Origin of the sequence: Actinocorallia herbida (assembly GCF_003751225.1) — a bacterium.
Taxonomy (GTDB): Bacteria; Actinomycetota; Actinomycetes; order Streptosporangiales; family Streptosporangiaceae; genus Actinocorallia; species Actinocorallia herbida.
Genome location: NZ_RJKE01000001.1, coordinates 7583251 through 7607994 on the forward strand (window position 1 = coordinate 7583251; position 24744 = coordinate 7607994).

Annotated in this window: 24 protein-coding genes; 13 read left to right on the top strand and 11 right to left on the bottom strand. The window is 71.9% G+C overall.

Features of this window, described 5'->3' with window-relative positions; all coding sequences use genetic code 11:
• Window positions 1-29 precede the first annotated feature (29 nt).
• Both EDD29_RS34565 and EDD29_RS34570 read left to right on the top strand, forming a co-directional pair.
• Window positions 30-635, top strand: coding sequence for a TenA family protein (locus EDD29_RS34565; protein WP_123668454.1), 606 nt, complete (start codon window positions 30-32; stop codon window positions 633-635).
• Between the two features lie 104 nt (window positions 636-739).
• Complete coding sequence (locus EDD29_RS34570) at window positions 740-1333, top strand: PadR family transcriptional regulator (RefSeq protein WP_123668455.1); 594 nt, start codon at window positions 740-742, stop codon at window positions 1331-1333.
• 41 nt (window positions 1334-1374) lie between these two features.
• Here EDD29_RS34570 and EDD29_RS34575 read toward each other — a convergent pair whose 3' ends face one another.
• The gene (locus tag EDD29_RS34575; RefSeq protein WP_123668456.1) at window positions 1375-2781 is read right to left on the bottom strand and encodes an MFS transporter; all 1407 of its coding nucleotides are present in this window, start codon (window positions 2779-2781) and stop codon (window positions 1375-1377) included.
• 96 nt (window positions 2782-2877) lie between these two features.
• Here EDD29_RS34575 and EDD29_RS47865 point away from each other — a divergent pair, with 96 nt between their 5' ends.
• A complete protein-coding gene (locus EDD29_RS47865) occupies window positions 2878-3534 on the top strand; it encodes a TetR/AcrR family transcriptional regulator (RefSeq protein ID WP_281280970.1) in 657 nt (218 codons plus the stop codon).
• A 45-nt stretch (window positions 3535-3579) separates the two neighbouring features.
• Here the strand turns inward: EDD29_RS47865 and EDD29_RS34585 are convergent, their stop codons facing one another.
• The 6 genes from EDD29_RS34585 to EDD29_RS34610 form a co-directional block, all read right to left on the bottom strand.
• Window positions 3580-4995, bottom strand: a complete 1416-nt coding sequence (locus EDD29_RS34585; protein ID WP_123668457.1) for an acyl-CoA carboxylase subunit beta — start codon at window positions 4993-4995, stop codon at window positions 3580-3582.
• A 16-nt stretch (window positions 4996-5011) separates the two neighbouring features.
• Window positions 5012-6277 (bottom strand): beta-ketoacyl-[acyl-carrier-protein] synthase family protein, encoded by a 1266-nt coding sequence (locus EDD29_RS34590; RefSeq protein WP_123668458.1) that lies wholly within the window; start codon window positions 6275-6277, stop codon window positions 5012-5014.
• A 105-nt stretch (window positions 6278-6382) separates the two neighbouring features.
• A complete protein-coding gene (locus EDD29_RS34595; RefSeq protein ID WP_123668459.1) occupies window positions 6383-6640 on the bottom strand; it encodes an acyl carrier protein in 258 nt (85 codons plus the stop codon).
• Between the two features lie 45 nt (window positions 6641-6685).
• Window positions 6686-7648: a beta-ketoacyl-ACP synthase III gene (locus tag EDD29_RS34600; protein ID WP_211360100.1), complete on the bottom strand. Its 963-nt coding sequence runs from the start codon at window positions 7646-7648 to the stop codon at window positions 6686-6688.
• Entirely contained in the window at window positions 7645-8538 is an 894-nt protein-coding gene (locus tag EDD29_RS34605; RefSeq protein WP_123668460.1) for an ACP S-malonyltransferase, read from the bottom strand. The genes EDD29_RS34600 and EDD29_RS34605 overlap by 4 nt, the downstream gene beginning before the upstream one ends.
• A 126-nt stretch (window positions 8539-8664) precedes the next feature.
• Window positions 8665-9849 (bottom strand): PucR family transcriptional regulator, encoded by a 1185-nt coding sequence (locus tag EDD29_RS34610; protein ID WP_246053155.1) that lies wholly within the window; start codon window positions 9847-9849, stop codon window positions 8665-8667.
• 198 nt (window positions 9850-10047) lie between these two features.
• Here EDD29_RS34610 and EDD29_RS34615 point away from each other — a divergent pair, with 198 nt between their 5' ends.
• Entirely contained in the window at window positions 10048-11043 is a 996-nt protein-coding gene (locus EDD29_RS34615; RefSeq protein ID WP_123668461.1) for a sulfotransferase family protein, read from the top strand.
• A 136-nt stretch (window positions 11044-11179) separates the two neighbouring features.
• Here the strand turns inward: EDD29_RS34615 and aceE are convergent, their stop codons facing one another.
• Window positions 11180-13951, bottom strand: a complete 2772-nt coding sequence (gene aceE / locus EDD29_RS34620) for a pyruvate dehydrogenase (acetyl-transferring), homodimeric type (protein WP_123668462.1) — start codon at window positions 13949-13951, stop codon at window positions 11180-11182.
• A gap of 239 nt (window positions 13952-14190) precedes the next feature.
• On the opposite strand from aceE, the gene EDD29_RS34625 reads away from it, so the two are divergent.
• From EDD29_RS34625 to EDD29_RS34640, 4 genes are all read left to right on the top strand, one after another.
• Complete coding sequence (locus tag EDD29_RS34625) at window positions 14191-14598, top strand: secondary thiamine-phosphate synthase enzyme YjbQ (protein WP_123668463.1); 408 nt, start codon at window positions 14191-14193, stop codon at window positions 14596-14598.
• A gap of 234 nt (window positions 14599-14832) precedes the next feature.
• The gene (locus EDD29_RS34630; RefSeq protein WP_123668464.1) at window positions 14833-15261 is read left to right on the top strand and encodes a DUF3052 domain-containing protein; all 429 of its coding nucleotides are present in this window, start codon (window positions 14833-14835) and stop codon (window positions 15259-15261) included.
• A gap of 84 nt (window positions 15262-15345) precedes the next feature.
• Entirely contained in the window at window positions 15346-15807 is a 462-nt protein-coding gene (locus tag EDD29_RS34635; protein WP_123668465.1) for a peroxiredoxin, read from the top strand.
• A gap of 121 nt (window positions 15808-15928) precedes the next feature.
• The gene (locus EDD29_RS34640) at window positions 15929-17476 is read left to right on the top strand and encodes a vWA domain-containing protein (protein WP_123668466.1); all 1548 of its coding nucleotides are present in this window, start codon (window positions 15929-15931) and stop codon (window positions 17474-17476) included.
• A 55-nt stretch (window positions 17477-17531) separates the two neighbouring features.
• Here EDD29_RS34640 and EDD29_RS34645 read toward each other — a convergent pair whose 3' ends face one another.
• The 3 genes from EDD29_RS34645 to EDD29_RS47870 form a co-directional block, all read right to left on the bottom strand.
• Window positions 17532-18026, bottom strand: coding sequence for a DUF3145 domain-containing protein (locus EDD29_RS34645; RefSeq protein ID WP_123668467.1), 495 nt, complete (start codon window positions 18024-18026; stop codon window positions 17532-17534).
• Between the two features lie 164 nt (window positions 18027-18190).
• A complete protein-coding gene (locus EDD29_RS34650; RefSeq protein WP_123668468.1) occupies window positions 18191-19219 on the bottom strand; it encodes an adenosine deaminase in 1029 nt (342 codons plus the stop codon).
• 26 nt (window positions 19220-19245) lie between these two features.
• Window positions 19246-19797 (bottom strand): TetR/AcrR family transcriptional regulator, encoded by a 552-nt coding sequence (locus EDD29_RS47870; RefSeq protein ID WP_123668469.1) that lies wholly within the window; start codon window positions 19795-19797, stop codon window positions 19246-19248.
• A 76-nt stretch (window positions 19798-19873) separates the two neighbouring features.
• On the opposite strand from EDD29_RS47870, the gene EDD29_RS34660 reads away from it, so the two are divergent.
• The 5 genes from EDD29_RS34660 to EDD29_RS34680 all read left to right on the top strand — a co-directional run bounded on the left by EDD29_RS34660 (window position 19874) and on the right by EDD29_RS34680 (window position 24707).
• A complete protein-coding gene (locus EDD29_RS34660; protein ID WP_123668470.1) occupies window positions 19874-20287 on the top strand; it encodes an organic hydroperoxide resistance protein in 414 nt (137 codons plus the stop codon).
• A gap of 84 nt (window positions 20288-20371) precedes the next feature.
• Window positions 20372-21460: a S8 family peptidase gene (locus EDD29_RS34665; RefSeq protein ID WP_123668471.1), complete on the top strand. Its 1089-nt coding sequence runs from the start codon at window positions 20372-20374 to the stop codon at window positions 21458-21460.
• Entirely contained in the window at window positions 21457-21984 is a 528-nt protein-coding gene (locus tag EDD29_RS34670; RefSeq protein WP_123668472.1) for an RNA polymerase sigma factor, read from the top strand. The genes EDD29_RS34665 and EDD29_RS34670 overlap by 4 nt, the downstream gene beginning before the upstream one ends.
• A gap of 90 nt (window positions 21985-22074) precedes the next feature.
• Window positions 22075-22503 carry a hypothetical protein gene (locus EDD29_RS34675; protein ID WP_123668473.1) on the top strand — a complete coding sequence of 143 codons (429 nt, stop codon included), beginning with the start codon at window positions 22075-22077 and terminating at the stop codon, window positions 22501-22503.
• Entirely contained in the window at window positions 22500-24707 is a 2208-nt protein-coding gene (locus tag EDD29_RS34680) for a CHAT domain-containing protein (protein ID WP_123668474.1), read from the top strand. Before EDD29_RS34675 ends, EDD29_RS34680 begins: the two co-directional genes overlap by 4 nt.
• Window positions 24708-24744: the final 37 nt, after the last annotated feature.

Genomic DNA, 24744 nt, shown 5'->3' on the forward strand with positions numbered 1-24744 from the left:
CCTTCGACCGGTTGTGCGAGGATTCCCGGGTGAGTGTTTCGCGGGAGTTGGAAGAGGTCGGGCGGATGCTGCTCGGCGAGCAGCTGGCGCATCCGACGGTGCGGGGGATCGCCGACGGGACGCTGGACGAGGCGGTGTTCCGGTCGTGGTTGGAGCAGGACTACCTGTTCCTGCTCGACTACGTGCGGGTCTTCTCGCGGCTCGCCTGGCAGGCGCCCGCAGCCCATCTCGGGGATCTGGTCGACCTCGCGCACGCGACGTTCCACGAGGAGCTGAGCCTCCACCGGGGGCTGTCGGCGGAGTTCGGTGCGGATCTCGACGGCGCCGTCAAAGGCGGGCCCTGCGCCGCGTACACGGCGTTCCTCCTGGAGGCGGCGGCCGACTACGCGGGAGGTCTCGCCGCGCTTTATCCGTGCATGTGGGGATACGCCCAGATCGGCAGGGTGCTCGCGGAGAACCCGCCCGCCGACCCCCGCTACAAGAAGTGGGTCGACTCCTACGCGGACCCTGGCTTCGCCGCCCTCGGCCGCCGCATCGCCCAGATGATCGATGAGGCCGACCCCGACCTGTCCCGTGCCCGCGCCCTCTTCACCGAGGGCATGCGCCACGAACTCGCCTTCTGGTCCGTCCCCTGACGCGACCGGACGGGTCCCTGCCGCCGTCCCTGCGCGCCGGGGTGGTGACCGGGTGTTCGTGGGAAATCACGGTTCGTGGAGGTCGGGGCTGGTAGTTTCGGGCCGTGCCTCGTCCCGTTCTCGGCCGGCCCGCGGTGCTGGCGGTGCTCGGTCTGCTGGCGGAGCGGAACGCGCATCCGCATCTGATGCTCGATGACCTGCGGAGACGTGGTCCCGTTCATGCCGCCGCGATCTCGCGCAGCGCGGTGTACCACGCCGTCGGCACGCTCACCGAGGAGGGCTGGATCGAGGCGGTCGGGCATGAGCCCACGGGTACCGGGCAGGTGAGGACGGTGTACGCGCTCACCGACGCGGGCCGCGCCCAGCTCGTCCGCCGCCTCGACGCCGAGGTCCGCACCCCGCAGCGGGAGTTCTCGCGCTTTCTCGGCGCGCTCGCCCGCCTCGACGCGCTGGGTGCGCGCGGGACGGTCGAGGCGCTCGCCGAGCGGGTCGCCCGGATGCGCCGCAGCGCCGCCGTCGACCGTGCCCGTCTCGCGGCCGCCCGCACCGCCGGGGTTCCTCGGATCCGGCTCCTGGAGGCCGAGTATCACCTCCGGCTCACCGAGGCCGAGGCCGCCTGGGCCGAGGAGCTCGCGGATGACATCCTCGGCGGGGCCGTCCGCTGGCCGTCCCCGGCGGGCCCGCAGAACCCGGAGTAGCCCGGCGTCCTTCCTGGACGGCCGGGCCACGCCGGGGCGGGTCAGGCGACGAGGTCGAGGTCGGGCCTGGCGGGGGTGCGGTCGGGGCGGAGGGCGCGGAGGCTCAGGGGGACGCCGAGCGCGATGACGATGCCCGCGATGATGAGGGCGAGGCGGTAGCCGTCGAGGAAGGCCGCCGTCGGGCCGAGCGCGGCGTGCGCGGCGGTGCGCGCGCTGACGATGGCGCCGAGGACCGTGACGCCGAGCAGACCGAACACCTCGCGGGAGACGTTGAGCACGCTGGAGGCGATGCCTTCGCGGCCCGCGGGCATGGTGCCGACGATGGCGTTGGTGAGCGGGCTGAGCGCGCCGCCGCCGACGCCGTACAGCAGCAGCCACGGCATGAGGTCGGCGACGGTGCCGTCCGCGCCGATCCGGGCGAGGCCGAGCACGGCCACCCCCATCAGCGCCAGACCGCCCGCGACGAGCCGGTGCGTCCCGATCCGGGCGGCCAGCCGGGGGGAGGTCGCCGAGGCGACGACGAGCACCAGCGCCATCGGCACGAACACCAGGCCGGACTTCAGCGGCCCGAAGCCCAGCACGTTCTGGAGCCAGAGCGCGGTGTAGAAGTAGATCCCGAAGATCGCGAACGCCCAGATCCCCATGGTGAGCAGACCTCCGCCGAAGACGCGGCCGCGCAGCAGCGCGAGGTCCACCATGGGCTCGGCCGCCGCCCGCTCGACGAGGACGAACGCGACGGCCCCCGCCAGTGCCACGGCGAAGGCGCCGAGGATGAGCGGCGAGCTCCAGCCGCGCCCCTCCCCTTCGATGAGCGCGTAGGTGAGCGGGAACAGCGCGGCCGCGGAGGCGGCGAGGCCCGGCAGGTCGAGGCGGCGCCGCGATCCGGGCACCGTGCCGAGCGCCCAGAGGGCGAGCGCCATGGTCACCGCGCCGACGGGCACGTTGATGAGGTAGATCCAGCCCCAGTCGGTGTTCTCGGTGATCCAGCCGCCGGTCACCGGGCCGAGCGCCATCGCCAGCGCGCCGATCGCGCCCCACAGGCCGATCGCGGTGGCGCGCTCGCGCTTGTCGGTGAAGGTCGCCGGCAGCAGCGCCAGAGCGGCGGGGGCCAGCAGCGCCGCGCCGACGCCCTGCACGGCCCGCGCGCCGACCAGCACCTGCACGTTCTGGGCGAGCCCGGCGGCGGCCGAGGCGACGGTGAAGACGGCGATCCCGGCGAGGAAGATCCGCCGCCGGCCGTAGACGTCGGCCAAGCGGCCGCCGACCAGGGTGAGGCCCGCGAAGACCAGGATGTAGCCGCTCACGATCCATTCGAGCCCGGACATGCTCAGCCCGAGTTCGCGCTGCACCGTCGGGAGCGCGACGTTGACGATGTTGTTGTCGAGGTACGTCATGAACGTGCCCAGGCCGAGCGCCACCAGCGCCCACCACCTGCGTTCCGTCCGCATGTCGGTTCCTTCTCTCGCGCTACAGGGCTATACGGGGTACATGTACGGCGTACATGTACGTTGTACATGAAAACTTGTACGTCGTATAGTTGTCAAGTGGCACCCGAGAAGCTGAGCCGAGACACCGTCTGCGAGCACGCGCTGGCGCTCGCCGACCGCGAGGGCCTGGAGGCCGTCACCATCCGGCGCCTGGCCAAGGAGCTGGGCGTCACGCCGATGGCGCTCTACTGGCATTTCAAGAACAAGGACGAACTGCTCAACGCGCTCACCGAGCACGCCCTGCGGCATGTCACGGCGAACCTGAGCCCGGACGATCCCTGGGACGTCCGGCTTCACGCCATCGTCGACACGGTCCTCACCGCGATGCGCGCGCACCCCTGCCTGCCCGCGCTCCTCGGCGTCGCCGACAAGCACAAGGTCGAGAGCTTCCAGCGCGCCACGGAGGCCTCCCTGGGCGTCCTGGGCGAGGCGGGATTCCCCATGCGGCGGCGCTACTGGATCGCCACCTACCTGCTCAACGGCTGTATCGCCCTCGTCCAGAACAATCCGGCGCCGCCCGACCTCACCGCGCAGGAGCTGGCCGAGCACCGCAGGCTCCGCCGCCTGGAGATCGAGTCCCTGCCCGCCGACCGCTTTCCCTGCACGATCGCCTACGCCCGGACGATGGCCGAGCCGGCCGACCCCGAGGACTTCTTCGCCTTCGGCGTCGAACTGCTCATCTCCGGCGTCCGGGCCATCGCGCCCCAGCCGTAGCGAAGGCCCCGGACCGAAGCGGTCCGGGGCCTTCGGGAAGCCCGGCTACAGCGGGATGTTGTTGTGCAGGCCGCGCGCGGGAGTCGCCTCGGCGATCGCGCGGGCCAGCGCCGCGCGGGTGGCCGCCGGCGAGACCACCTCGTCCACGACGCCCAGGTCCATGGCGCGCTGGAGGCCGCCCGCGATCTCCGCGTGCTCCACCGCGAGTCGCTCCTCGAACGCGGGGCGCTCCTCCTCCGGAACCGCGGCGATCTTCTTGCGATGCAGCACGCGGACCGCGGCGAGCGCGCCCATCACGGCGACCTCCGCGGTGGGCCAGGCGAAGACCTTCGTGGCGCCGAGCGAGCGCGAGTTCATCGCGATGTAGGCGCCGCCGTAGGCCTTGCGGGTGACGAGGGTGACGCGCGGGACCGTCGCCTCGGCGAACGCGTGCAGGAGCTTCGCGCCCCGCCGGACGACCCCGCCGTGCTCCTGTCCGACGCCCGGGAGGTACCCGGGGACGTCCACGAGGACGACGAGGGGCACCCCGAACGCGTCGCAGAGCCGGACGAACCTGGCGCACTTCTCGGCCGAGATGCTGTCGAGGCACCCGCCCTTGCGCAGCGGGTTGTTGGCGATGACGCCGACGGTACGCCCGCCGAGCCTGCCGAAGGCCGTGACGATGTTCGGGGCCCACTTGGCCTGGAGTTCGATGACCTCGCCGTCGACCACGCCCTTGACGAGCGGGAGCACGCTGTAGGCGCGGCGCACGCTTTCCGGGAGGAAGTCGGAGAAGTCGCGCTCCTCCACCTCGTCCTGGCGGATCCGGCCCTGGTGCCCGAGCAGGACGGCGAGCTTGCGCGCGGTCGTGACGGCCTCGGCGTCGCCGGAGGTCGTGATGTGCGCGACGCCCGACTTCGTGCCGTGGGCGTCGGCGCCGCCGAGCCCCGCCATGTCGATCTCCTCGCCGGTCACGGACTTCACGACGTCCGGTCCGGTGACGAAGATCTTGCCGTTCTCCGAGAGCACGACGATGTCGGTGAGCGCCGGGCCGTAGGCGGCGCCGCCCGCGGCCGGGCCGAGCACGACGGAGATCTGCGGGACCACCCCGGAGGCGCGCGTCTGCTGGGCGAAGACCAGGCCGACGGCGTGGAGCGACTCCACGCCCTCGGCCAGCCGCGCGCCGCCGGAGTGCCACAGGCCGATGATCGGGAGCCGCTCGCGCAGCGCCAGATCGTAGGCGGCGACGACCGCCGCGCAGCCTTCCGTCCCCATGGCGCCGCCCATCACCCGCGGGTCGCTGGCGAAGGCCACCACCGGCAGTCCCTCGATCCGCCCCCGCCCGGCGAGCTTGCCGCTGCGGTCGCCGCCGGCGAGGGGGCGGAAGGTCCCCTCGTCGAACAGCGACTCGAGACGGACCCGCGGATCACGCGGGTCCGTCTCGATGGTCGGCTGGGCCGGAGCGGTGTCGAGGACGGTCACGGAGACTCCTAGAGGCTCATAGGGCCCGCTCGAACGCCAGGGTCACGTTGTGACCGCCGAATCCGAACGAGTTGTTGAGAGCGGCGGCCGGGCCCTCAGGCAGCTTGCGCGGCTCGCCGCTGATGATGTCGAGGTCGACCTGGTCGTCGAGGTTCTCCAGGTTCACCGTCGCGGGGATGACCCCCTCGCGCAGCGACAGCACGGTGATGAGCGATTCCAACGCCCCCGCGCCGCCCAGCAGGTGACCGGTCATCGACTTGGTCGCGGTGATGCTCAGGCGGTAGGCGTGGTCGCCGAACGCCTTCTTGATGCCCTGCAGCTCGGCGACGTCGCCCTGCGGGGTCGACGTGCCGTGCGCGTTGATGTGGACGATCTGGTCGGGCTCCAGGCCGGAGTCCGCCAGGCACCGCTGCATCGCCTTGGCCGCGCCGCGCCCGTCCTCGGGCGGCTGGACCATGTCGTGGCCGTCGGCGGAGTAGCCGACGCCGGAGGCGATCGCGTAGATCTTCGCGCCGCGTGCGCGCGCGTGCTCCTCGGACTCGAGGATGAGGACCGCAGAGCCCTCGCCGAGCACGAAACCGTCCCGCGCCTTGTCGTACGGGCGGGACGCGAGCTCGGGGGCTTCGTTGCGGGTGGACATGGCGCGCATCGCGCCGAAGGAGGCCATCTGGAGCGGGTGGATGCAGGCCTCGGTGCCGCCGGCGATGACGACGTCCGCGCGGCCGGCGCGGATCATGTCGATGCCGTAGCCGATGGCCTCGGCGCTGGACGAGCACGCCGACACGAGGGCGTGGATGCCCGCGGTGGCGTTGAACTCCAGGCCGACGTACGCGGCCGAGCCGTTCGGCATCAGCATCGGGACGGTGAACGGGGAGACCCGGTTCCAGCCCTTCTCCCGGAAGACGTCGTAGCTGTTGAGGGCCGAGTGCAGGCCCCCGATGCCGGAGGAGACCACGACGCCGAGCCGGTCGGGGTCGACGGTGAGGCCCTCGGTGTCGCCGTGCGCGTAGCCGGCGTCCTTCATCGCCTCGATCGCGGCGATGAGGGCGAACTGCTGGCAGCGGTCCATGCGCCGCATGCGGGGCTTGGCGAGCACGCCGGAGTCGGCGGGCTCGACCGCGGCCTGCGCGGCGAACTGGACGGGCAGCCGATCAAGATCATCCCAGGGCAGAGTGCGCGAACCGGACTTGCCGGCGAGTAGGGCGTCCCATGTGGACGCGACGTCGCCCCCGAGCGGGGTCGAGGCTCCCAAACCGGTCACAACAACACGGGTCTTGCCCATTGCGCTACTCCTATTTACCTGGGGGGGTATCTCGAGGTCGCGCGGGCCTCTGCAGCGGCCCGCGCGACCGCGCGCTCCGGATCCGGACTCCGGAGCGGGTGAGGATCAGGCCTTGGCCGCGAGGTTCTGGACGTAGTTGACGACGTCCTGCACCGTGCGGAGGTTCTTCAGCTCGTCGTCGGGGATCTCGACGCCGAACTTGTCCTGGGCGGCGACGGCGATCTCGACCATCGACAGGGAGTCGATGTCGAGGTCGTCGATGAAGTTCTTCTCGGGGGTGACGTCGGCGGCCGGGATGCCGACGATCTCTTCGACGATCTCGCCGAGGCCGTCGAGGATGGTCTGGGTGGTGACTTCAGCCATGGCTGGTGTGCTCCTTGATTCCGATAGGGATGTTTCGCCCAGACCCTAGGGGATCTGGATGACCTGGGCAGCGTAGGTCAAACCTGCGCCGAACCCGATAATGAGAGCCGGTTCTCCCGACTTGACGTCGCCGCGCTCGATCATGCGCGAGAGCGCCATCGGGATGGACGCGGCAGAGGTGTTCCCGGCGTTGACGATGTCCTCGGCGATCACCGCGTTGGGCGCGTTGAGCTTCTTCGCGATGCCGCGGATGATCCTGAGGTTCGCCTGGTGCGGCACGAACGCCGCCAGCTCGGACGGGTCGATGCCCGCCCGCCGGCACGCCTCCAGCGCCACCGGGTGCAGCGCGGTGGTCGCCCACCGGAAGACGGCCTGGCCGTCCTGGGACAGGAACGAGTTGCGGTCCTGCACCATGATCTTGTCGGCGTTCTCGCCGTCGCTCCCCCACACCACCGGACCGACCTGCGGGACGTCCGCGCCGGTCACCACCGCGGCGCCCGCGCCGTCGGCGAAGATGATGCAGGTCGTGCGGTCCGTCCAGTCGATCCACGGGGAGAACTTCTCCGCGCCGACCACCAGGACGTTCTTGGCCGAACCGGCGCGGATCGCGTCGCTGGCCGTGGACAGCGCGTAGGCGAAGCCCGCGCAGGCCGCGTTGACGTCGAACGCGCCGGGCGCCTGGATGCCGAGGCGGAACGCCACGGTCGCCGAGGCGTTCGGCACCTGGGTCTCGGCCGTGCAGGTCGCGACGATGACGAGGTCGATGTCGGCGGCGGTCAGTCCGCTGGCGGCCAGCGCCTTGCCCCCCGCGGCGACCGCGAGGTCGAGCATCGACTCGTCCTCCAGCGCGATCCTGCGCTCGACGATGCCGACGCGGGAGCGGATCCACGCGTCGTTGGTGTCGACGCCGCGTGCGGCGAGGTCGTCGTTGGTGACGACGTTGTCGGGCTGATAATGGCCGAAGGCCAGGATGCGGGCGCCGTTGCGCCCTTCGGACAGCCGGATCATGCGAGCTCCCGTGCCTTTTCGATGTCCTCGGGGGTCTTCAGGCCGAGTAGCGCGACGCCCTTGAGGTCGCGGCGGGCCAGGCCCACCAGCGTGCCGCCGGGCGCGAGTTCGATGAGCGCGGTGACGCCCAGGTCGGCGAAGGTCCGCGTGCACAGGTCCCAGCGGACCGGCGAGCTGACCTGGCCGACGAGCCGGGCGAGGAAGTCCGCGCCGGACTCGACCACCGCGCCGTCCCTGTTGGAGACCAATGTGATCTCCGGGTCCTTCGGGGTGACCGAGGCGGCCGCGGCGTCGAGCGCGGCGACGGCCGGGGCCATGTGCTCGGTGTGGAAGGCGCCGGCCACCGCGAGGGGACGCAGCCGGGCCTTGGCCGGAGGCTCCTCGGCGAACGCCGCGAGCTGCTCCAGGGTGCCGGCCGCGACGATCTGGCCGTTGCCGTTGATGTTGGCGGGGGTGAGCCCCTGCTTGGCGATCGCGGCGAGCACCTCGTCGACGTCGCCGCCGAGGACCGCGGTCATGCCGGTCTGCGTGACGGCGGCGGCCTCGGCCATGCCGCGGCCGCGAACGGCCACCAGGCGCATGGCCTCCTCCTCGGTGAGGACCCCTGCCATCGCGGCCGCGGCCAGCTCGCCGACGCTGTGCCCGGCGACCGCGTCGGGCCGCAGGCCCAGCGCCTGGAAGGTGACGAGCGCCGCGGCGACCAGCAGGGGCTGGGCGACCGCGGTGTCCTTGATCTCGTCGGCGTCCGCGGTCGTGCCGCAGCGGATCAGATCCAGACCGACGATGTCGGACCAGGCACCGAGCCGATCCGCAACGCCGGGGACCTCGAGCCACGGGGCGAGGAATCCGGGGGTCTGGGCGCCTTGGCCGGGAGCTGTGATGAGAAGCACGGGACCAACCATGCCGTGGAGCAGGGGGTCGGGGTCATGCCGACAGGGACGAAGTTTGCTCCGCGGTCTTTGTAGGACCCTGACAACGGTGATGCGGGCCACAGGGGTCCCGGGTTGGAGAACTCCTTAAAACGAACCGCTCCGATCGGTGAATCTTCCGAGCACGAGGGCGATCCGGAGAGTGAACGCGCCGCGCCCGTCCGTCGGGGTCAGGCCGGTCAGTTCGCTCACCCTGCGCAAGCGGTATCGGACGGTGTTGGGGTGGACGTACAGGAGCCGGGCCGTCGCCTCCAGGGACGACCCCTGTTCCAGGTACGTCGTGAGGGTGTCCAGCAAGGGGGCGCCCGCCGCCTGGATGGGCGCGAAGACCTGCTCGACGAGGTATTTGCGGGCCGCCTCGTCGCCGTCCAGGGCCCGCTCCGGCAGCAGCTCCGACGCCGCGACGGGCCGGGGCGCGTCCGGCCAGCCGACCGCGGCGCGCAGTCCCGCGAGCGCCGCCTTGGCCGAGGCCGTGGCCCCGTACAGGTCGGGCGCCTCCGGGCCGACGACCACGGGGCCCTGCCCGAACTTAGCCGAGAGCTGCCGGGCCGCGGCCAACGGATCCTCGGCGCCACCGACGATCACGATGAGCCGGCTGCCCTGCACCCCGGACAGGACGTCCACGCGCAGCCGCCGGGCCGCGAGCTTGATCTGGTCGGCGATCGCCTCCGAGCTGTCCTCGGGGGCGTGCCCCGCGATGACGACGACGGGCTTGGTCGTCCAGCCGAGCGCGGCGGCCCAGGAGTGCAGGCCGTCGTCGCCGTCGCCGCGCAGCAGCGAGTCGACCACCAGCGCCTCCAGGCGGGCGTCCCAGGCGCCGCGGGTCTCCGCGGCCCGCGCGTAGACCTGGGCGGCGCTGAACGCGACCTCGCGGGTGTAGCGCAGGATCGCCTCGCGCAGCTGCGCCTCGCCGCCGGGGGCGGCCAGGTCGTGCAGCCGCGTCTCCACGACCTCGCTGATCACCCGGATCATGTCGACGGTGTGCTGGAGCCTGATCGTGCGCATCATCTCGCGCGGGGCGGTCGCGAAGACCTCGCCGCCCAGCGCGACCCTGGTCCGCTCGCCGTTGCGGAACCAGTCGACGAACGCCGCGATCGACGTCTGCGCCACGAGCCCGATCCAGGACCGCTGCTCGGCGGGCATCCGCCGGAACCACGGGAGCCGCTCCTCCATCCGGCCGAGCGCCGCGACACCGAAGGTGCTCAGTGCGGTCTCCAGCCGGCGGGTGGTCTCCTCCCGCAGCGCGCGGCTTTCCGCGCTCTCGTTCGTCACGGGGTCAAGGGTGCCATCCCCGCGGACGGTGGTCGTACCCCTGTCCCGCCATCACGCCCCGGTCCACGGCCGTTGACCCCTGCGGAGTAAGCCGCAGGTCAATTCTCGATCACGGACCGCTACGTTGCGTGCCAGAAAAATGCACGCTCCGTAATATCCCCAGGGTAAGCGCCCTCATGACTACGGAAAGGTCAGGGAGTGGAACGCCCCATCTTCGTCGTCGGCTGCCCACGATCGGGTACCACGCTCCTCCAGCTCATGCTGCACGCCCACCCCAGGATCGCGCTCCCTCCCGAAACCCGGTTCCTCCTCCCGGCCTACTACGGCCGCGAAATGTTCGGCGACCTGGCCGACCGCGGCAACCGGCGCGCCCTCGGCGTCTGGATCACCGGGACGAAGGGGCACAAGTTCCCCGACCTCGGCCTTGACCGCCACGCCGTCGTCGACGAGATCGAGGCGGGCCCGCCGACCCTCGGCTCCGCCGTCGGCACCGTCTTCCGCGCCTACTCCCGCGGGCACGGCAAGCCGCGCTGGGGCGACAAGCGGCCCGGATACGTGCGCTACCTGCCCGAACTGTTCAGGCTCTTCCCCAACGCGCAGATCGTCCATCTGATCCGGGACGGCCGCGACTGCGTCGGCTCGCTCAAGGGCATGCCGTGGTGGCCGCACGACAGCGCCTTCGCGATGACGACCTGGGCCGCGGCGATCGACGCGGGCGTCCGCGCCCGGCGCTACCTGCCGCCGAACTCCTACCACGAGCTCCAGTACGAGCGGCTGGTCACCGACCCCGAGTCGGAGCTGCGACGGCTCTGCGGCTTCCTGCGCGAGGACTTCGACCCGGCGATGCTGCACCCGCGCGCGGTCGCCTCGGTGACCCCGCGCCGCAAGAGGCACCACGCCCGCACCCACCAGGCGGTCGACGCGCTCGCGGTGCACTCCTGGCAGACCCGGCTGGACGAAGCCGAGATCGGCCTCGCCGAGTACTTCCTGGCCGCCCGCCTGCGCCGGTACGGCTACCCGCTCGGCGACGCCCCGCGCCCGTCGGCCAAGGCGGTCACCCACTACCTGGCGACGGCCGCGGCGATGCGGCGCAGCCGGATGGCCCGGGAGGCCAAGGACGCGGTGCGCAGGCTGCGCGAACACGGCGACCTGGCCTGCCGGCTCGACCAGGACGTGCTGGTGCTCGGCCGCTGACGTCACCAGGCCCGCTGTGGGCCGTACAGACCGCGGGACAGTCCCCGGGAACACCGGAGGGGGCCGGACGGATCCGGCCCCCTCCTTGGCGTTCAGGCCCGTGCAGCGCCACTGTCGGCGCCGCGGAGCCGCCTTCTCAGGCCGCGCCGCCCGACTCGGCCGGGGCGTTGGCGCCCGAGACCGCCGCGACGCCCTGGTCCAGGCCGTAGCGGGCGATCGCCTGCTGGAGCACCTCGTGCTTCAGCTCGCCGCGCTTCACCAGGCGGGTGAGCACCTGGAGCACGATCGACTGGGCGTCGACGTGGAAGAAGCGGCGGGCCGCGGCGCGGGTGTCGGAGAACCCGAACCCGTCGGTGCCGAGCGAGGTGAAGTCACCCGGGACCCACGGCGCGATCTGGTCCTGCACCGCGCGCATGAAGTCGCTGACCGCGACGATCGGGCCCGGGACGTCGGCCAGGCGCCGCGTCACGAACGGGATCAGCTGCTCGCGCTCGGGGTTGAGCAGGTTGAAGGTGTCGCAGTTCATCGCCTCGCGGCGCAGCTCGGTCCAGGACGGCACCGACCACAGGTCCGCCGACACGCCCCAGTCCTCGGCGAGGATCCGCTGGGCCTCGACGCCCCAGGGCCCGGCCACGCCGGACGAGAGGATCTGCGCCTTGGGCGCCTCCGACCCGAGGTCCGGTCCGTCGGCGAACTTGTACAGGCCGCGCAGCAGGTCCTTGACGTCCAGGCCGGCCGGCTCGACGGGCTGTACGTAAGGCTCGTTGTACAGCGTCAGGTAGTAGTTGATGTCCTCGCCCAGCGGGTGCTCGGGGGTCGCCGAGTACATCCTGCGGAGCGCGTCCTTGACGATGTGCGACAGCTCGAACGACCAGGACGGGTCGTAGCTGACCGTCGCCGGGTTGGTCGAGGCCAGCAGGTGCGAGTGCCCGTCGGCGTGCTGGAGGCCCTCGCCCGTCAGGGTCGTGCGGCCCGCGGTGGCGCCCAGCATGAACCCGCGGCCCATCTGGTCGGCCATCGCCCACATCTGGTCGCCGGTCCGCTGCCACCCGAACATCGAGTAGAAGATGTAGATCGGGATCATGTGCTCGCCGTGCGTGGCGTAGGCCGTGCTGGAGGCGATCAGCGACGCCATGGAGCCGGCCTCGGAGATGCCCTCGTGCAGGATCTGGCCCTGCTCGGACTCCTTGTAGGACAGCATCAGCTTGCGGTCGGCCGACTCGTACGTCTGCCCGTGCGGCGAGTAGATCTTCGCCGTCGGGAACATCGCGTCCATGCCGAAGGTGCGGGCCTCGTCCGGAATGATCGGCACGAAGCGCTGGCCGATGTTCTTGTCCTTCATGAGGTCCTTGAGCAGGCGGACGAAGGCCATGGTGGTGGCCACCGACTGCTTGCCCGAGCCCTTGCGCAGCTCGTCGTACGGCGCGTCGCCGGGCAGGGTGAGCGGCTTGGCGCGGTTGATCCGCTTCGGCAGGAAGCCGCCCAGCGCGGCACGGCGCTCCTGCATGTACTGGATCTCTTCGGAGTCCTGGCCCGGGTGGTAGTAGGGCGGGAGGTCGGCCTCGAGGGCCGAGTCCGGGATGTCCAGGTAGAGACGGTCCCGGAACTCCTTGAGCTCGTTCTTGGTGAGCTTCTTCATCTGGTGGCTGGACATGCGGGCCTCGAAGTCGGGTCCGAGGGTCCAGCCCTTGATGGTGTGCGTCAGGATCACGGTCGGCTGGCCGACGTGCTCACGCGCTGCCTTGAAGGCGGCGAAGAGCTTGCGGTAGTCGTGGCCGCCGCGCGAGAGCTTGGTGAGGTCGTCGTCGCTCAGGTGCTCGACGATCTTGCGCAGCCGGGGGTCGTCACCGAAGAACTGCTCGCGCGTGTAGGCGCCGGGCTCGACGGTGAAGGTCTGCATCTGGCCGTCGGGGGTGTTGTTCATCTTGTTGACGAGCACACCGTCCACGTCCTTGGCCAGCAACGGGTCCCAGTCGCGGCCCCAGATGACCTTGATGACGTTCCAGCCGGCGCCGCGGAAGTAGGACTCCAGCTCCTGGATGATCTTCCCGTTGCCCCGGACCGGCCCGTCGAGCCGCTGGAGGTTGCAGTTGATCACGAAGGTGAGGTTGTCCAGCTCCTCGCGGGCGGCGAGGCCGATCGCGCCGAGCGACTCGGGCTCGTCCATCTCGCCGTCGCCCAGGAAGGCCCAGACGTGCGAGCGGGAGGTGTCCTTGAGCTCGCGCGAGAGCAGGTAGCGGTTGAACCGCGCCTGGTAGATCGAGTCGATGGCGGTGAGGCCCATCGAGACGGTCGGGAACTCCCAGAAGTCGGGCATGAGCCGCGGGTGCGGGTACGACGACAGACCGCCGCCGGGGTGCGAGACCTCCTGGCGGAACCCGTCGAGCTGCTGCTCGCTCAGTCGGCCCTCGAGGAACGCGCGCGCGTACACGCCCGGGGCCGCGTGGCCCTGGATGAACACCTGGTCACCGGACTCGCCGTGGTCCTTGCCGCGGAAGAAGTGGTTGAAGCCGACCTCGTAGAGGGAGGCGGCCGAGGCATAGGTGGCGATATGGCCGCCGACACTCAGCTCCGGACGGTTCGCCCGGGAGACCATGATCGCGGCATTCCACCGGATATAGGCCCGGATGCGACGCTCGATGTGCTCGTCGCCGGGGAACCAGGGCTCCTTCTCCGGGGGGATGGTGTTGATGTAGTCGGTGCTGCGCAGGCCGGGCACCCCGACCTGCTGTTCCCTGGCTCGCTCAAGCAGCTTGAGCATCACATAGCGGGCCCTGGTACGGCCCTCGGTCTTGATGACCGTGTCCAGTGATTCGAGCCACTCCCTGGTCTCGTCCGGGTTGATGTCCGGGAGCTGGCTCGGCAGGCCGTCGCTAATGATCGAGAAGCGTTGGCGTCCGGAAGGCACTGGTGTCCCCTTGTCACGCGGGTACATCGGCTGTTTGTCGACGTTCAGTGCCCATCCTGCCGCCGCCGGAGCGCCATCGCATCTCTACTGCCCGGTAACAAGACGCAGGTCACAGCACTGTCAGACCCCATGTTAGGCCGGTCAGGGTGCAGGTAAACACACCGTGTCGGCGCTGCGTGACGAGAAAGCGGCAAAGCCTTCCCCGGCCCGTATTGGTCTACACCTGTGATGATCCTCTCATGAAGACGACTCTCCTCTCGGTGACCACCGGACGCCGCGACACCGTTCACGACATCACCGGCGAATGCCGCGATTTCATCAGCGGCGAAGGCGACGGGCTCCTGCACGTCTTCGTCCCGCACGCGACCGCCGGGATCGCGGTCCTCGAACTCGGCGCCGGCAGCGACGACGACCTGCTCGCCGCGCTCCGCGACCTGCTCCCGGCCGACGACAGGTGGCGCCACGCCCATGGCACCCGGGGCCACGGCCGCTCCCACGTACTGCCCGCCCTCATCCCGCCTTATGCAACGATTCCCGTTATCGGGGGAAGACTTGCCCTCGGCACCTGGCAGTCGATCGCCCTCGTCGACATCAACGTCGACAATCCCGACCGGAACGTGCGCCTGTCGTTTCTGGGAGGAGCATGATGGGAAGGCGAAACCGCATGTGGGGCACGTGTGGATCATGCTTATGGGGTATGGGCACTTGCGCAAGGGGCCGTCCTTTGTGTGGACTGTCCCGCAATACCTTGAGGTGCACCCGACGCCGGGGCGTCGAATCGCAGGTATCGCATCGAACGGTGTCGAGCCAGGCGGTGTCGAGCCGGGACGCTGGAGAGCCAGTACGGTGCATCCCATGAATACGACACAGGGAGGACGTCAGTGAGCGCGACCGCGGGCCAGGCGCAGACGGAGCGCAGCCTGGCCGAAAGGCTCGGTTTCAAGCCGGGCCAGGTGGTGCAGGAGCTCGGCTGGGACGAGGACGTCTCCGAGGAGCTGCGTGCCTCCATCGAGGCCGTCATCGGCAACGAGATGGTCGACGAGGATTACGAAGACGTCGCGGACGTCGTCGTGCTGTGGTGGCGCGACGAAGACGGCGACCTCGTCGACGGCCTGGTCGACGCCCTGTCCTCCATCGCCGGCGGCGGGCACATCTGGCTGCTCACCCCCAAGGCCGGCCGTGAAGGCCATGTGGAGCCCAGCGACATCTCCGAGGCGGCGCCCACCGCGGGCCTCGCCCAGACCAAGAGCGTCAGCGCCGCCCCCGAATGGTCGGGTTCACGGCTCGTCGCACCGAAGGGCCGCATGTAAAGGCGGGTGCCCCTTCGGCGGCGGACAGGTGGCAGACTTGGCCTGCCCAGGCATGATCTCAAGTCTCCTCGAAGGGAAATCCACATGGCCGTTGAGGTCGGAGACAAGGCGCCGGACTTCGAACTGAAGGACCAGCACGGCACGCCCGTCAAGCTGTCGGACTTCGCGGGCGAGAAGGATGTCGTCCTGGTCTTCTACCCGCTGGCGTTCAGCGGCATCTGCACAGGTGAGCTGTGCGCCATCCGGGACGAGCTGCCCACCCTGGGCGGCGACGACGTCCAGGTGCTCGCGGTGTCCGTCGACTCGGTCTTCACGCACCGCGCGTGGGCCGAGCAGGAGGGCTACCAGTTCTCGCTCCTCTCGGACTTCTGGCCGCACGGTGGCGTCGCCGCCGCCTACGGCGTGTTCGACGAGGAGAAGGGCCTGGCGCGCCGTGGCACCTTCATCATCGACAAGGCGGGCGTCGTGCAGTGGAAGGTCGACAACGACATTCCCAACGCGCGCGACCTCGACGCGTACCGCAAGGCACTCGCCGAGATCGCCTGAAACCGTCCGTCCCACGTGACGTGTGAAGGGCCGGACCCTGCCGGGGTCCGGCCCTTCACGTTCACCGGATGGCCATCTGGCGTTCGCCTCCTCCGGGGGTCCCTCACGCGTCCTAACCGCCATGAGAAGGATCTTCGCGGCGATCACGGCCGCCGCCCTCCTGGCGGCGGGATGCTCCCCCTCCGAGCCCCCCGAAGGCTCCGTCCTCCACGTCCTCGCCGGCAGCGAGCTCGCGGACCTCGACCCCGTGCTCAAGGACGCGGCCAAGGCGACCGGCGTGAGCGTGCAGTTCACCTACGCGGGGACGCTCGACGGCGTCCGCCGGGTGGTCTCCGGCGAGGCGGGACGCGATCACGAGGCGATCTGGTTCGCCTCCAACCGCTACCTGGAGCTGCAGAAGAGCTCCGCCGCCGGCACCGCCACCCCGATCATGTCCTCGCCCGTCGTGCTGGGCGTCCGGCCCGAGGCCGCGCAGCGCCTGGGCTGGACCGGCCGGCGACCGTCGTGGGCGGACATCGCGAAGGCCGCGGTGAACCGCGACTTCACCTACGGGATGACCAGCCCCGCCGCGTCGAACTCCGGGTTCTCCGCGCTCGTCGGTGTGGCCACGGCGCTCAACGCCGGGCAGGACCTCGACCCGGCGAGCGTCGAGAAGGTGGCCCCGGGCCTTCGGGACTTCTTCTCCGCCCAGACCCTGACGGCGGGGTCGTCCGGCTGGCTGTCGGAGGCGTTCGTGCGCAAGGGCGCCGAGGTGGACGGACTGGTCAACTACGAGTCGGTCCTGAAGTCGCTCAACGCCTCCGGGAGGCTCCCCCAGCCGCTGACGCTCGTCTACCCGTCGGACGGCGTCGTCACCGCCGACTACCCGCTGACGCTCCTGCCCGGGGCGTCCGAGGCCACCCAGAGCGCCTACAAGAAGATCACCGAGTACCTCCTCAAGCCCGAGACCCAGCGCCGGATCGTGGAGACGACCCATCGCAGGCCGAAGGCCGAGGGCGTCCCGTTCGAGGGCGTGGCCGACGTGAAGGAGCTCCCCTTCCCCGGCGCTCCCCAGACCGTCGACGGGCTTCTGGCGGCCTTCTACGACGAACTGCGCAGGCCGTCACGGACCGCTTACGTCGTCGACCTCTCCGGCTCGATGACGGGCGACAGGATCGAGGACCTCAAGCGCGCGTTCGTCTCCCTGACGGGAGGGGACACCGCGGCCTTCGACAGGTTCCACAACCGGGAGGAGGTGACCGTGGTCCCGTTCAGCACCAAGCCGCACGCCGCCAAGGAGTTCACCGTCCCCGCCGACGATCCGGACTCCGCGCTGCTGCAGATCCGCCGCTACGCCGAGGACCTCCAGGTCGGCGGCGGCACCGCGATCTACGACGGCCTGACGAGCGCGTACCAGCTGCTCAACGGCAAGATCGCGGCGGACCCCGACAGGTTCACCTCGATCGTGCTCATGACCGACGGGGAGAACACCGGCGGCATGGACTTCGCCAAGTTCAAGGCGCGCTACTCCGCCTTCGCCGAGCTCGGGGTGCCCGTGTACCCCGTGCTGTTCGGCGAGGCCAAGGAGGACGAGATGAAGGCGCTCGCCGACCTCACCGGCGGCAGGTCGTTCGACGCGCGCAAGCAGTCGCTGCAGGAGGTCTTCAAGGAGATCCGCGGCTACCAGTGACCGGTGCCGTCCGGCCGCCGCCCTGCCCGTGGGCGGCGGCCGGACGCATGCCTGCTCAGCCTGCGGCGTGCAGCCAGCGGACGGGGGCGCCGTCGCCGGCCCGGCGGAACGGTTCGAGCTCGTGGTCCCACGGCGTGCCCAGCAGTTTGTCGAGTTCGAGCTCCAGCGTGGTCCGGCCGTTCGCGGCGTTCGCCATCACATGGCGCAGCCGGTCCTCGGGGATCATGATGTCGCCGTTCGCGCCGACCGTCGCGGTGAAGACGCCGAGGGTCGGGGTGAAGCAGTAGCGCATGCCGTCGGCGCCCGGAGACGCCTCCTCGGTCACCTCGAAGCGCGCCAGCTTCCAGGCGCGCAGGGAGGAGGTGATGGCTGCGGCGATGCCGGCTTTGCCCTCCCAGCACAGTTCGGCCCGCTGACTGCCGGGGGCAGCGGGCTGGTCTGTCCACAGTAGTTTGACGGGCACGCCAAGCACACCCGCGGTCGCCCATTCGATGTGCGGGCACAGCGCAGGTGGCGCGGAGTGGACGTGAAACACACCGCGTACGGTCACTCGGTCCTCCTGGTGGTGCTTTTCTAGGCGCGTCTTCCCCTACGGCCTGGAGCAGCGGTGGCCAAGATGGACCGTGCGTCCCTCATTGTGCCCGATGGGCCCCCCGTGCACCAGCGCCATTGACCAAACGAAACCTCATGGCAACAATCCGCGACCTTGCCCCCTCAGGAGTGTCCTGTGGCCGCGCGGAGATGGCCGTCTATCTCCGCGGTCAGCCGTGCCTTGTCGGCCTCGCCGAGGAACGACGCGCGCACGGCGTTCTTCGCCAGCCCGGTGACGCCCGCCTCGTCGAGGCCGAGCAGCCGGGCCGCGACGAGGTACTCGTTCGTCAGGTCGGTGCCGAACATCGGCGGATCGTCGCTGTTGACGGTCACCAGCACCCCCGCGTCGACCAGCTCGCGCAGCGGGTGCTCCGCCAGGGTCGCGACCGCGCGGGTGGCGATGTTGGAGGTGGGGCACACCTCCAGCGCGATGCCGTGCTCGCCGAGGTGGTCGAGCAGCCGGGGGTCGCGGGCGGCGGCGATGCCGTGCCCGATCCGCTCGGCGCCGAGGTAGGTGAGCGCGTCCCAGACCGTCTCGGGGCCGGTGGTCTCGCCCGCGTGCGGGACGCTGTGCAGCCCCGCGGCACGGGCCCGGTCGAAGAACGGCTTGAACTGCGGCCGGGGCCACCCGGCCTCGGGACCGCCGAGGCCGAAGCTCACCAGCGCGTCGGGGGCGTGCTCGACCGCGAAGCGCGCGGTGGCCTCCCCCGCCGGCAGGCCCTCCTCGCCGGGGATGTCGAAGCACCAGCGCAGCACGATGCCGAAGTCACGCTCGGCGGTGCGCCGCGCGTCCTCGATCGCCTCGATGAACGCCGGCTCGGGGATGCCCTTCATCAGGGTCAGGTAGGGGGTGACGGTCAGCTCGGCGTAGCGGATGTGCTGCCTTGCCATGTCGCGGGCGACGCCGTAGGTGAGCGCGCGGATGTCCTCGGCGTCGCGCAGCAGGTCGACGACCGCGACGTAGACCTCGATGAAGTGGGCGAAGTCGCGGAAGTCGAAGAAGTCGCGCAGCAGGTCGGGATCGGCCGGGACCGCGGTGCTGCCCTCGTGGCGCGCGGCGAGCTCGGCGACCACCTCGGGCGACGCGGAGCCCACGTGGTGGACGTGCAGCTCGGCCTTGGGCATCCCGGCGATGAAGTCGCGCAGCGACATCCGACCTTCCTTTCGTCGGAAAGATCCTATGCCGTCAGCAGCCTGCGCAGGGCGGCGTCGACGGTTTCGCGGGTCCGCCCGGCCGGGTCGAGGGCGCCGCTCACGGCCGCGGCGTCGCGCAGCAGGAGCAGGAACCTGGCGCCCCCGCCGGGGTCGCGGTGACCCGCCTCCTCCAGCAGCCGGCGCATGAGGGACTCGAACCAGGCGCGGTGCTCGGTGACGATCGCGCGGACGGGATGTCCGGGGTCGGCGAACTCGGCCGCCGCGTTGAGGAACGGGCAGCCGCGGAACCCGGGCTGCTCGCTCACCTCCGCGATGCGCGCGAAGACGTCCTCGATCTTCTCCCTGCCCTGGCCGGGCAGCGCGGCGAACGCCGTGCGCTGGAGCTCGTACTGCTCGGTGAGGTACGCGCAGACCAGGGCGTCCTTGGACTTGAAGTGGTGGTAGAACGTCGCCTTCGCGACGGCCGCCTCGGCGATGATCCGGTCGATCCCCACGGTGTGGACGCCCTCGGCGTAGAAGAGCCGGGTCGCGGTGTCCAGGATGCGGGCGCGGGCGCCGGGGGCCGTGGGTGCCATGTGTTGACAGTACCAGACAGGTCTGTCTAGGGTGGGGCGTGTTCATACAGACAGGTCTGTTCAGGAGGTCTTTCCCATGAGCGCTCTCTACACCGCCATCGCCACCGCGTCCGGCCGCGACGGCAGGGCCGTCACCAACGACGGGCTGCTCGACGTCACCCTGGCCCGCCCCAAGGAGCTGGGCGGCGACGGCGCGGGGACCAACCCCGAGCAGCTCTTCGCCGCCGGTTACGCGGCGTGCTTCGCCAGCGCGATGAACCTCGTCGCCGGGAAGCTGGGCCTGGACGTCTCCGAGGCCTCGGTCACCGCCGAGGTCGGCCTCAAGCCGAACGGGTCCGGCGGCTTCGGCCTCGAGGTCGCGCTGCGCGCCGAGCTGCCCGACGCCCTGTCCGAGGAGGACGGCACCCGGCTGCTGGAGGCCACCCACCAGGTCTGCCCGTACTCCAACGCCACGCGCGGCAACATCCCCGTCTCCCTCGTCCGCGAGTAAACCCCGGCGGCGTGCGGTAAACGCGCGGGAAAGGTAGCGCCAGGTCGGGCGGCCCGGTCCTTCCGGGGCGGCACACTGTGCGCCATGTTCGATCAGGGGGCACGGGTGGAGCGGCTGCTCGCCCGCCATCGCGACGTATCGGTCGTGCAGACCGGGGCGCTGCTGCGCCGGGACGAGGTCCTCGTCGCCGACTCCGACGTGGGCCGCGCCGCGGACCTGCTGCGCCGGTGGACCGCGGGAAGCGAGCCCGGGCCCGGACTGACCCGGCTGCGGCTGAACCGCTCGGCCAGGGTCGACGTCTGCGAGCTGAGCCTGCTCGCCCGCGACCGCGGCCTGAGCGTCTCGCCCAACCACCTCGTCTACGGCCAGCCGATGTGGTGGACGGGCCCGGCCGACCGGCCGCTGCCCGTCCCGCCGCTCCCCGTCCCGGACGCCGCGGCGACGGGCGGCGGCGCGCACGGCGTGACCGTGGCGATCCTCGACACCGGCCTCGACCCGCACCCGTGGTACGCGGCGGCCGACTGGTTCGCCGAGCACGCCGAGGCCGACCGCGAGGTCCTGGACGCCGACCTCGACTACGAGCTGGACGCCCAGTCCGGCCACGGGACGTTCATCGCCGGCGTCGTCCTCCAGCGCGCCCCGTCCGCCCGCCTCGTCGCGCGCCGGGTCATCGGCGGCGACGGGGTCGGCGACGAGCTCCACGTGATCCGGGCGCTGCACGGGCTCAAGGCCGACGTGGTCAACCTGTCGCTCGGCTGCCACACCTTCGACGACCGGCCTTCCCCGCTGCTCCAGCGGGCCGTCGCCGCGCTCGGCCGCGGCACCGTCGTCATCGCCTGCGCGGGCAACACCGCGTCCGACCGGCCCTTCTGGCCCGCCGCGCTCAAGCAGGCCGTCGCGGTCGCCGCGCTCGACGGCGCGGAGCGCGCCTGGTTCTCCAACCACGGCTGGTGGGTCGACGCCGCGGCCCCCGGCACCGCGGTGCACAGCACCTTCGTGCGGTTCGGGGAGTTCGAGGGCTACGCCGCCTGGTCGGGGACCTCGTTCGCGGCCCCTGCCGTCGCCGGGGAGGTCGCCGCCCGAGTCGCGCGGGGCATGGCGCCCGCCGACGCCGCCGACGCCGTGCTCGGCTCCGGGCCCGTGCGCCCCGGTCTCGGCACGCTCGTCGCATGAGCGAACCCGTCACCGCCACGTCGGGCGCGCTCTTCGAACGCGCCCGGGACGGCGACACCGCCGCCTGGGAGGCGCTGGTCGCCCGCTACCACCCGATGCTCTGGTCGATCGCCCGTGCCCACGGGCTGTCCGGGCCCGCCGCCGAGGACGTCGTCCAGACGACGTGGCTGCGGCTCGTCCAGCACCTCGGGGACCTGCGCTCGCCGGACGGGGTCGGGGCGTGGCTGGCCACGACCTGCCGCCGCGAGTGCGTGCCCCGCGTCCCGGTGCCCGCGCCCCGTCCGCCGCTCGACCGGCCCGATCCGCGGCCGGGGCCCGAGCCGGTGTGCGTCGCGCGCGACCAGGTCTCCCGGGTCGCCGCCGCGCTGGAGTCGCTGTCCGAGCCCTGCCGAAGGATGCTCCGGCTCCTCGCCGCCGCGGCGCCCTATGCGGAGGTCGCCGCCGCGCTCGGCCTGGCGCCGGGCGGCGTCGGCCCCGCGCGCGCCCGCTGCCTGCGCGCTCTGCGGGCCGCCCTGGGCGACTGAGCCGCACCCTCACCTCCGCCGCGACGGCGGCTCTCCATCCGCGGCCGGCCGGTGCGACGCACCGGCCGGGAGCCGAAGGGACCTTCTGCCATGAACGACCTGCTGCACGAGATCCAACGCGCGTTCGCCCTGCTCGACCCGCCGCCCGACCGCTCCTTCGAGGCGGCGCGCGCGGCCCTGGCGTTCCGCGACCCCGACGCGGCGCTCGCCGAACTCGTCGCGTCGCTCACCCCGGCCGCCGCGGGGCTCCGCGGCGCGGCCCGGATGCTGACGTTCGACGCGCCGGGCCTCGCGGTCGAGGTGGAGGTCTCCGCGGGCGCGCGCCGGCTGTGCCTGACCGGGCGGGTGACCCCGGCCCGTCCGGCGCGCCTCACCGTGCGGCACGCGGGCGGCGAGACCGCCGCCCCGGTGGACGCGACGGGCTCCTTCCTCGCGGACGGCGTCGCGCCCGGCCCGGTGATGCTGCACTTCGCCCTGCCGGACGGGGCGTCGATCGTCACGAGCTGGACCACCTTGTGATCGACACCCTCCTCGCCGGTGCGCTGGACGCCAAGGAGACGGGCGACCTCACCGAAGGCCACCGGCTGCTGGGAACCGCGCTCCGCCATTGCGCGGGCGACCCGGCGCTGACGGCCCGGGTCCAGGCCGTCATGGTCGCGCTGCTGACCGCCTCGGGCCGGACCGCCGAAGCGCTCGTCCTGGCCGACCGCGCCGAGCCGCACCTTGCGGGCGCCGACCTCGAGCGGCTGTCTCTGCACCGCAGTTACGCGCGCGCCAGCCAGGGCAAGGTCGACCGTCCGGCACGGCCCGGGAGCGACGACCCCGTATGGCGGGCCGCGCGGTTCATGGCGAACGGGATCTCCCTCGCCCAAGCGGGCCGCTTCCAGGCCGCAGAAAGCGCGCTAGGGGCGGCCGCGTCCTTGGCCGCGCGTACCGGGCCGCGCCGCCTCGAGCTGATGGTCCGCCACAACGAGGCGCATCTGGCGGGCCTGCGCGGGCAGTTCTCGCGCGCGCTCGGGATCTTCGCGGAGATCGCGCCCGAGTTCACCGGGGAGCGCCGCGCCCAGCACCGGCTCGACCACGCCTCGGCGCTGCTGGCGGCCGGACTGTGCGGCGACGCGCGGGAACTGCTCGCCGAGACCGTCGGGGCGGCGGCCCGCGCGGGCTTCGCCGCCGATGCCGCGACCGCCCTGCTCGCCCGGGCCGAGGCCGAACTGGCCTGCGGGGACGCCGCCCTCGCCGCCGAGTCGGCGCGAGAGGCCGAGCTGGCGTTCGCCGCGCAGTCCAGGCCCGGCTGGGAGGCCCAGGCCCGCAGCGTGCTGCTGCGCGCCCAGGCCGCCCGCGGAGAGCGCTCGGCCTCGCTGCTGGTCTCGGTGCGCACCACCGCCGCGCGGCTCGAGGCGTTCGGCTGGACCGACCCCGCGCTGCGGACAAGGGTGGAGGCCGCCTTGGCCTTCCCCGCCGAACCCGATCTCCTCCCCCGGCCGGTCACCGCGGCCTCCGCGGCGCTGAGGCTGCGGGCCTACCGCACGACGGCGCACGTGCACTGGGCTCGGGGTGAGGAGACGCAGGCGCGCAAAGCCCTGCGTGACGCGCTGCGCACGGCGGCGTCCCTCGGGGCCTCCGGCGACTCGGTGGAACTCCGCGGCGTCCTCGGCGGCGCCTGCGCGGACCTGTCTCCGCTCGCCGTACGCCTCGCCCGCACGGACCGGGAACTCCTGGAACTCGAGGAGCTCCGCCGGAGCATCCTGTTCCCCGCGCCGGCACGCCGCCCGCCGACGGGTCGGCTGTCCGGCCGCGCCAGGGCGCTGAGCACCGGGGCCGCCACCACGCGCCCCACGGTGACGACGTCCGACCTGCTGGCCGGGCTGCACGGGATCGGCCTGCTGGAGCTCGTCCGGGCCGGAGACCACCTCCTCGCCCTGGCCGTGCGCGACGGCCGCGTCCGGCGGGCGGCCCTGGGCTCCTATGACGCGGCCGTGCGGGAGACCCGCCTGATCTGCGCCGCCCTGACCCGGGCCATGACGGACGGCTCTTCCCCGGCCACCCCGATCGCGTCCCTGCGCACCCGGTTCGCACCCGCCCTCACGCTCCTCGACGGACTGGAACTCGTCATCGCGCCTACGGGATCCCTGTACGGGCTGCCTTGGACGACGGTCACCGAAGCGCCCTTCACCGTCGTGCCTTCGGCCACGGCCTGGCTGCTCGCCCAAGAACGGCGTGCTGAACCCGGCCCGGTCGTCCTGCTCTCCGGGCCCGGCCTGCGGCACACCGACTCCGAGCTCGCCTCCATCGCGGCCCTCTACCCCGACGCGCGGATCCACACCGACGCCGGGGCGCTCGCCGGAGCACGCCTCGCCCACATCGCGGCCCACGGCGTCCACCTTCACGACGACCCCATGGGCTCCCACCTGGACCTGTGCTCCGGCCCCCTGACCGGCCACGACCTCAACACCCTGGAACCTCCCCCGTCCGTCATGGTCCTGTCGGCCTGCGACACCGGCCAGGGCAACGACCTGCCAGGTCTCCCCGGCATCCTCCTGTCGGTGGGCGTCCGCACCGTCATCGCCTCGGTCACGCCGCTGCCCGACGCCGCGGCCCCGGCCCTCATGGCCGACCTCCACCGTCACCTCTCCGACGGAGCCACCCCCACCGCGGCCCTGGCCGCCCTTCCCCGGACACCCGGCCGCCTGGGTCTCCAGTCCTACGGCGCCGGCACCTGACCGCGAAGCCTTACCGCACCATGCCCTGAAGCCGCGG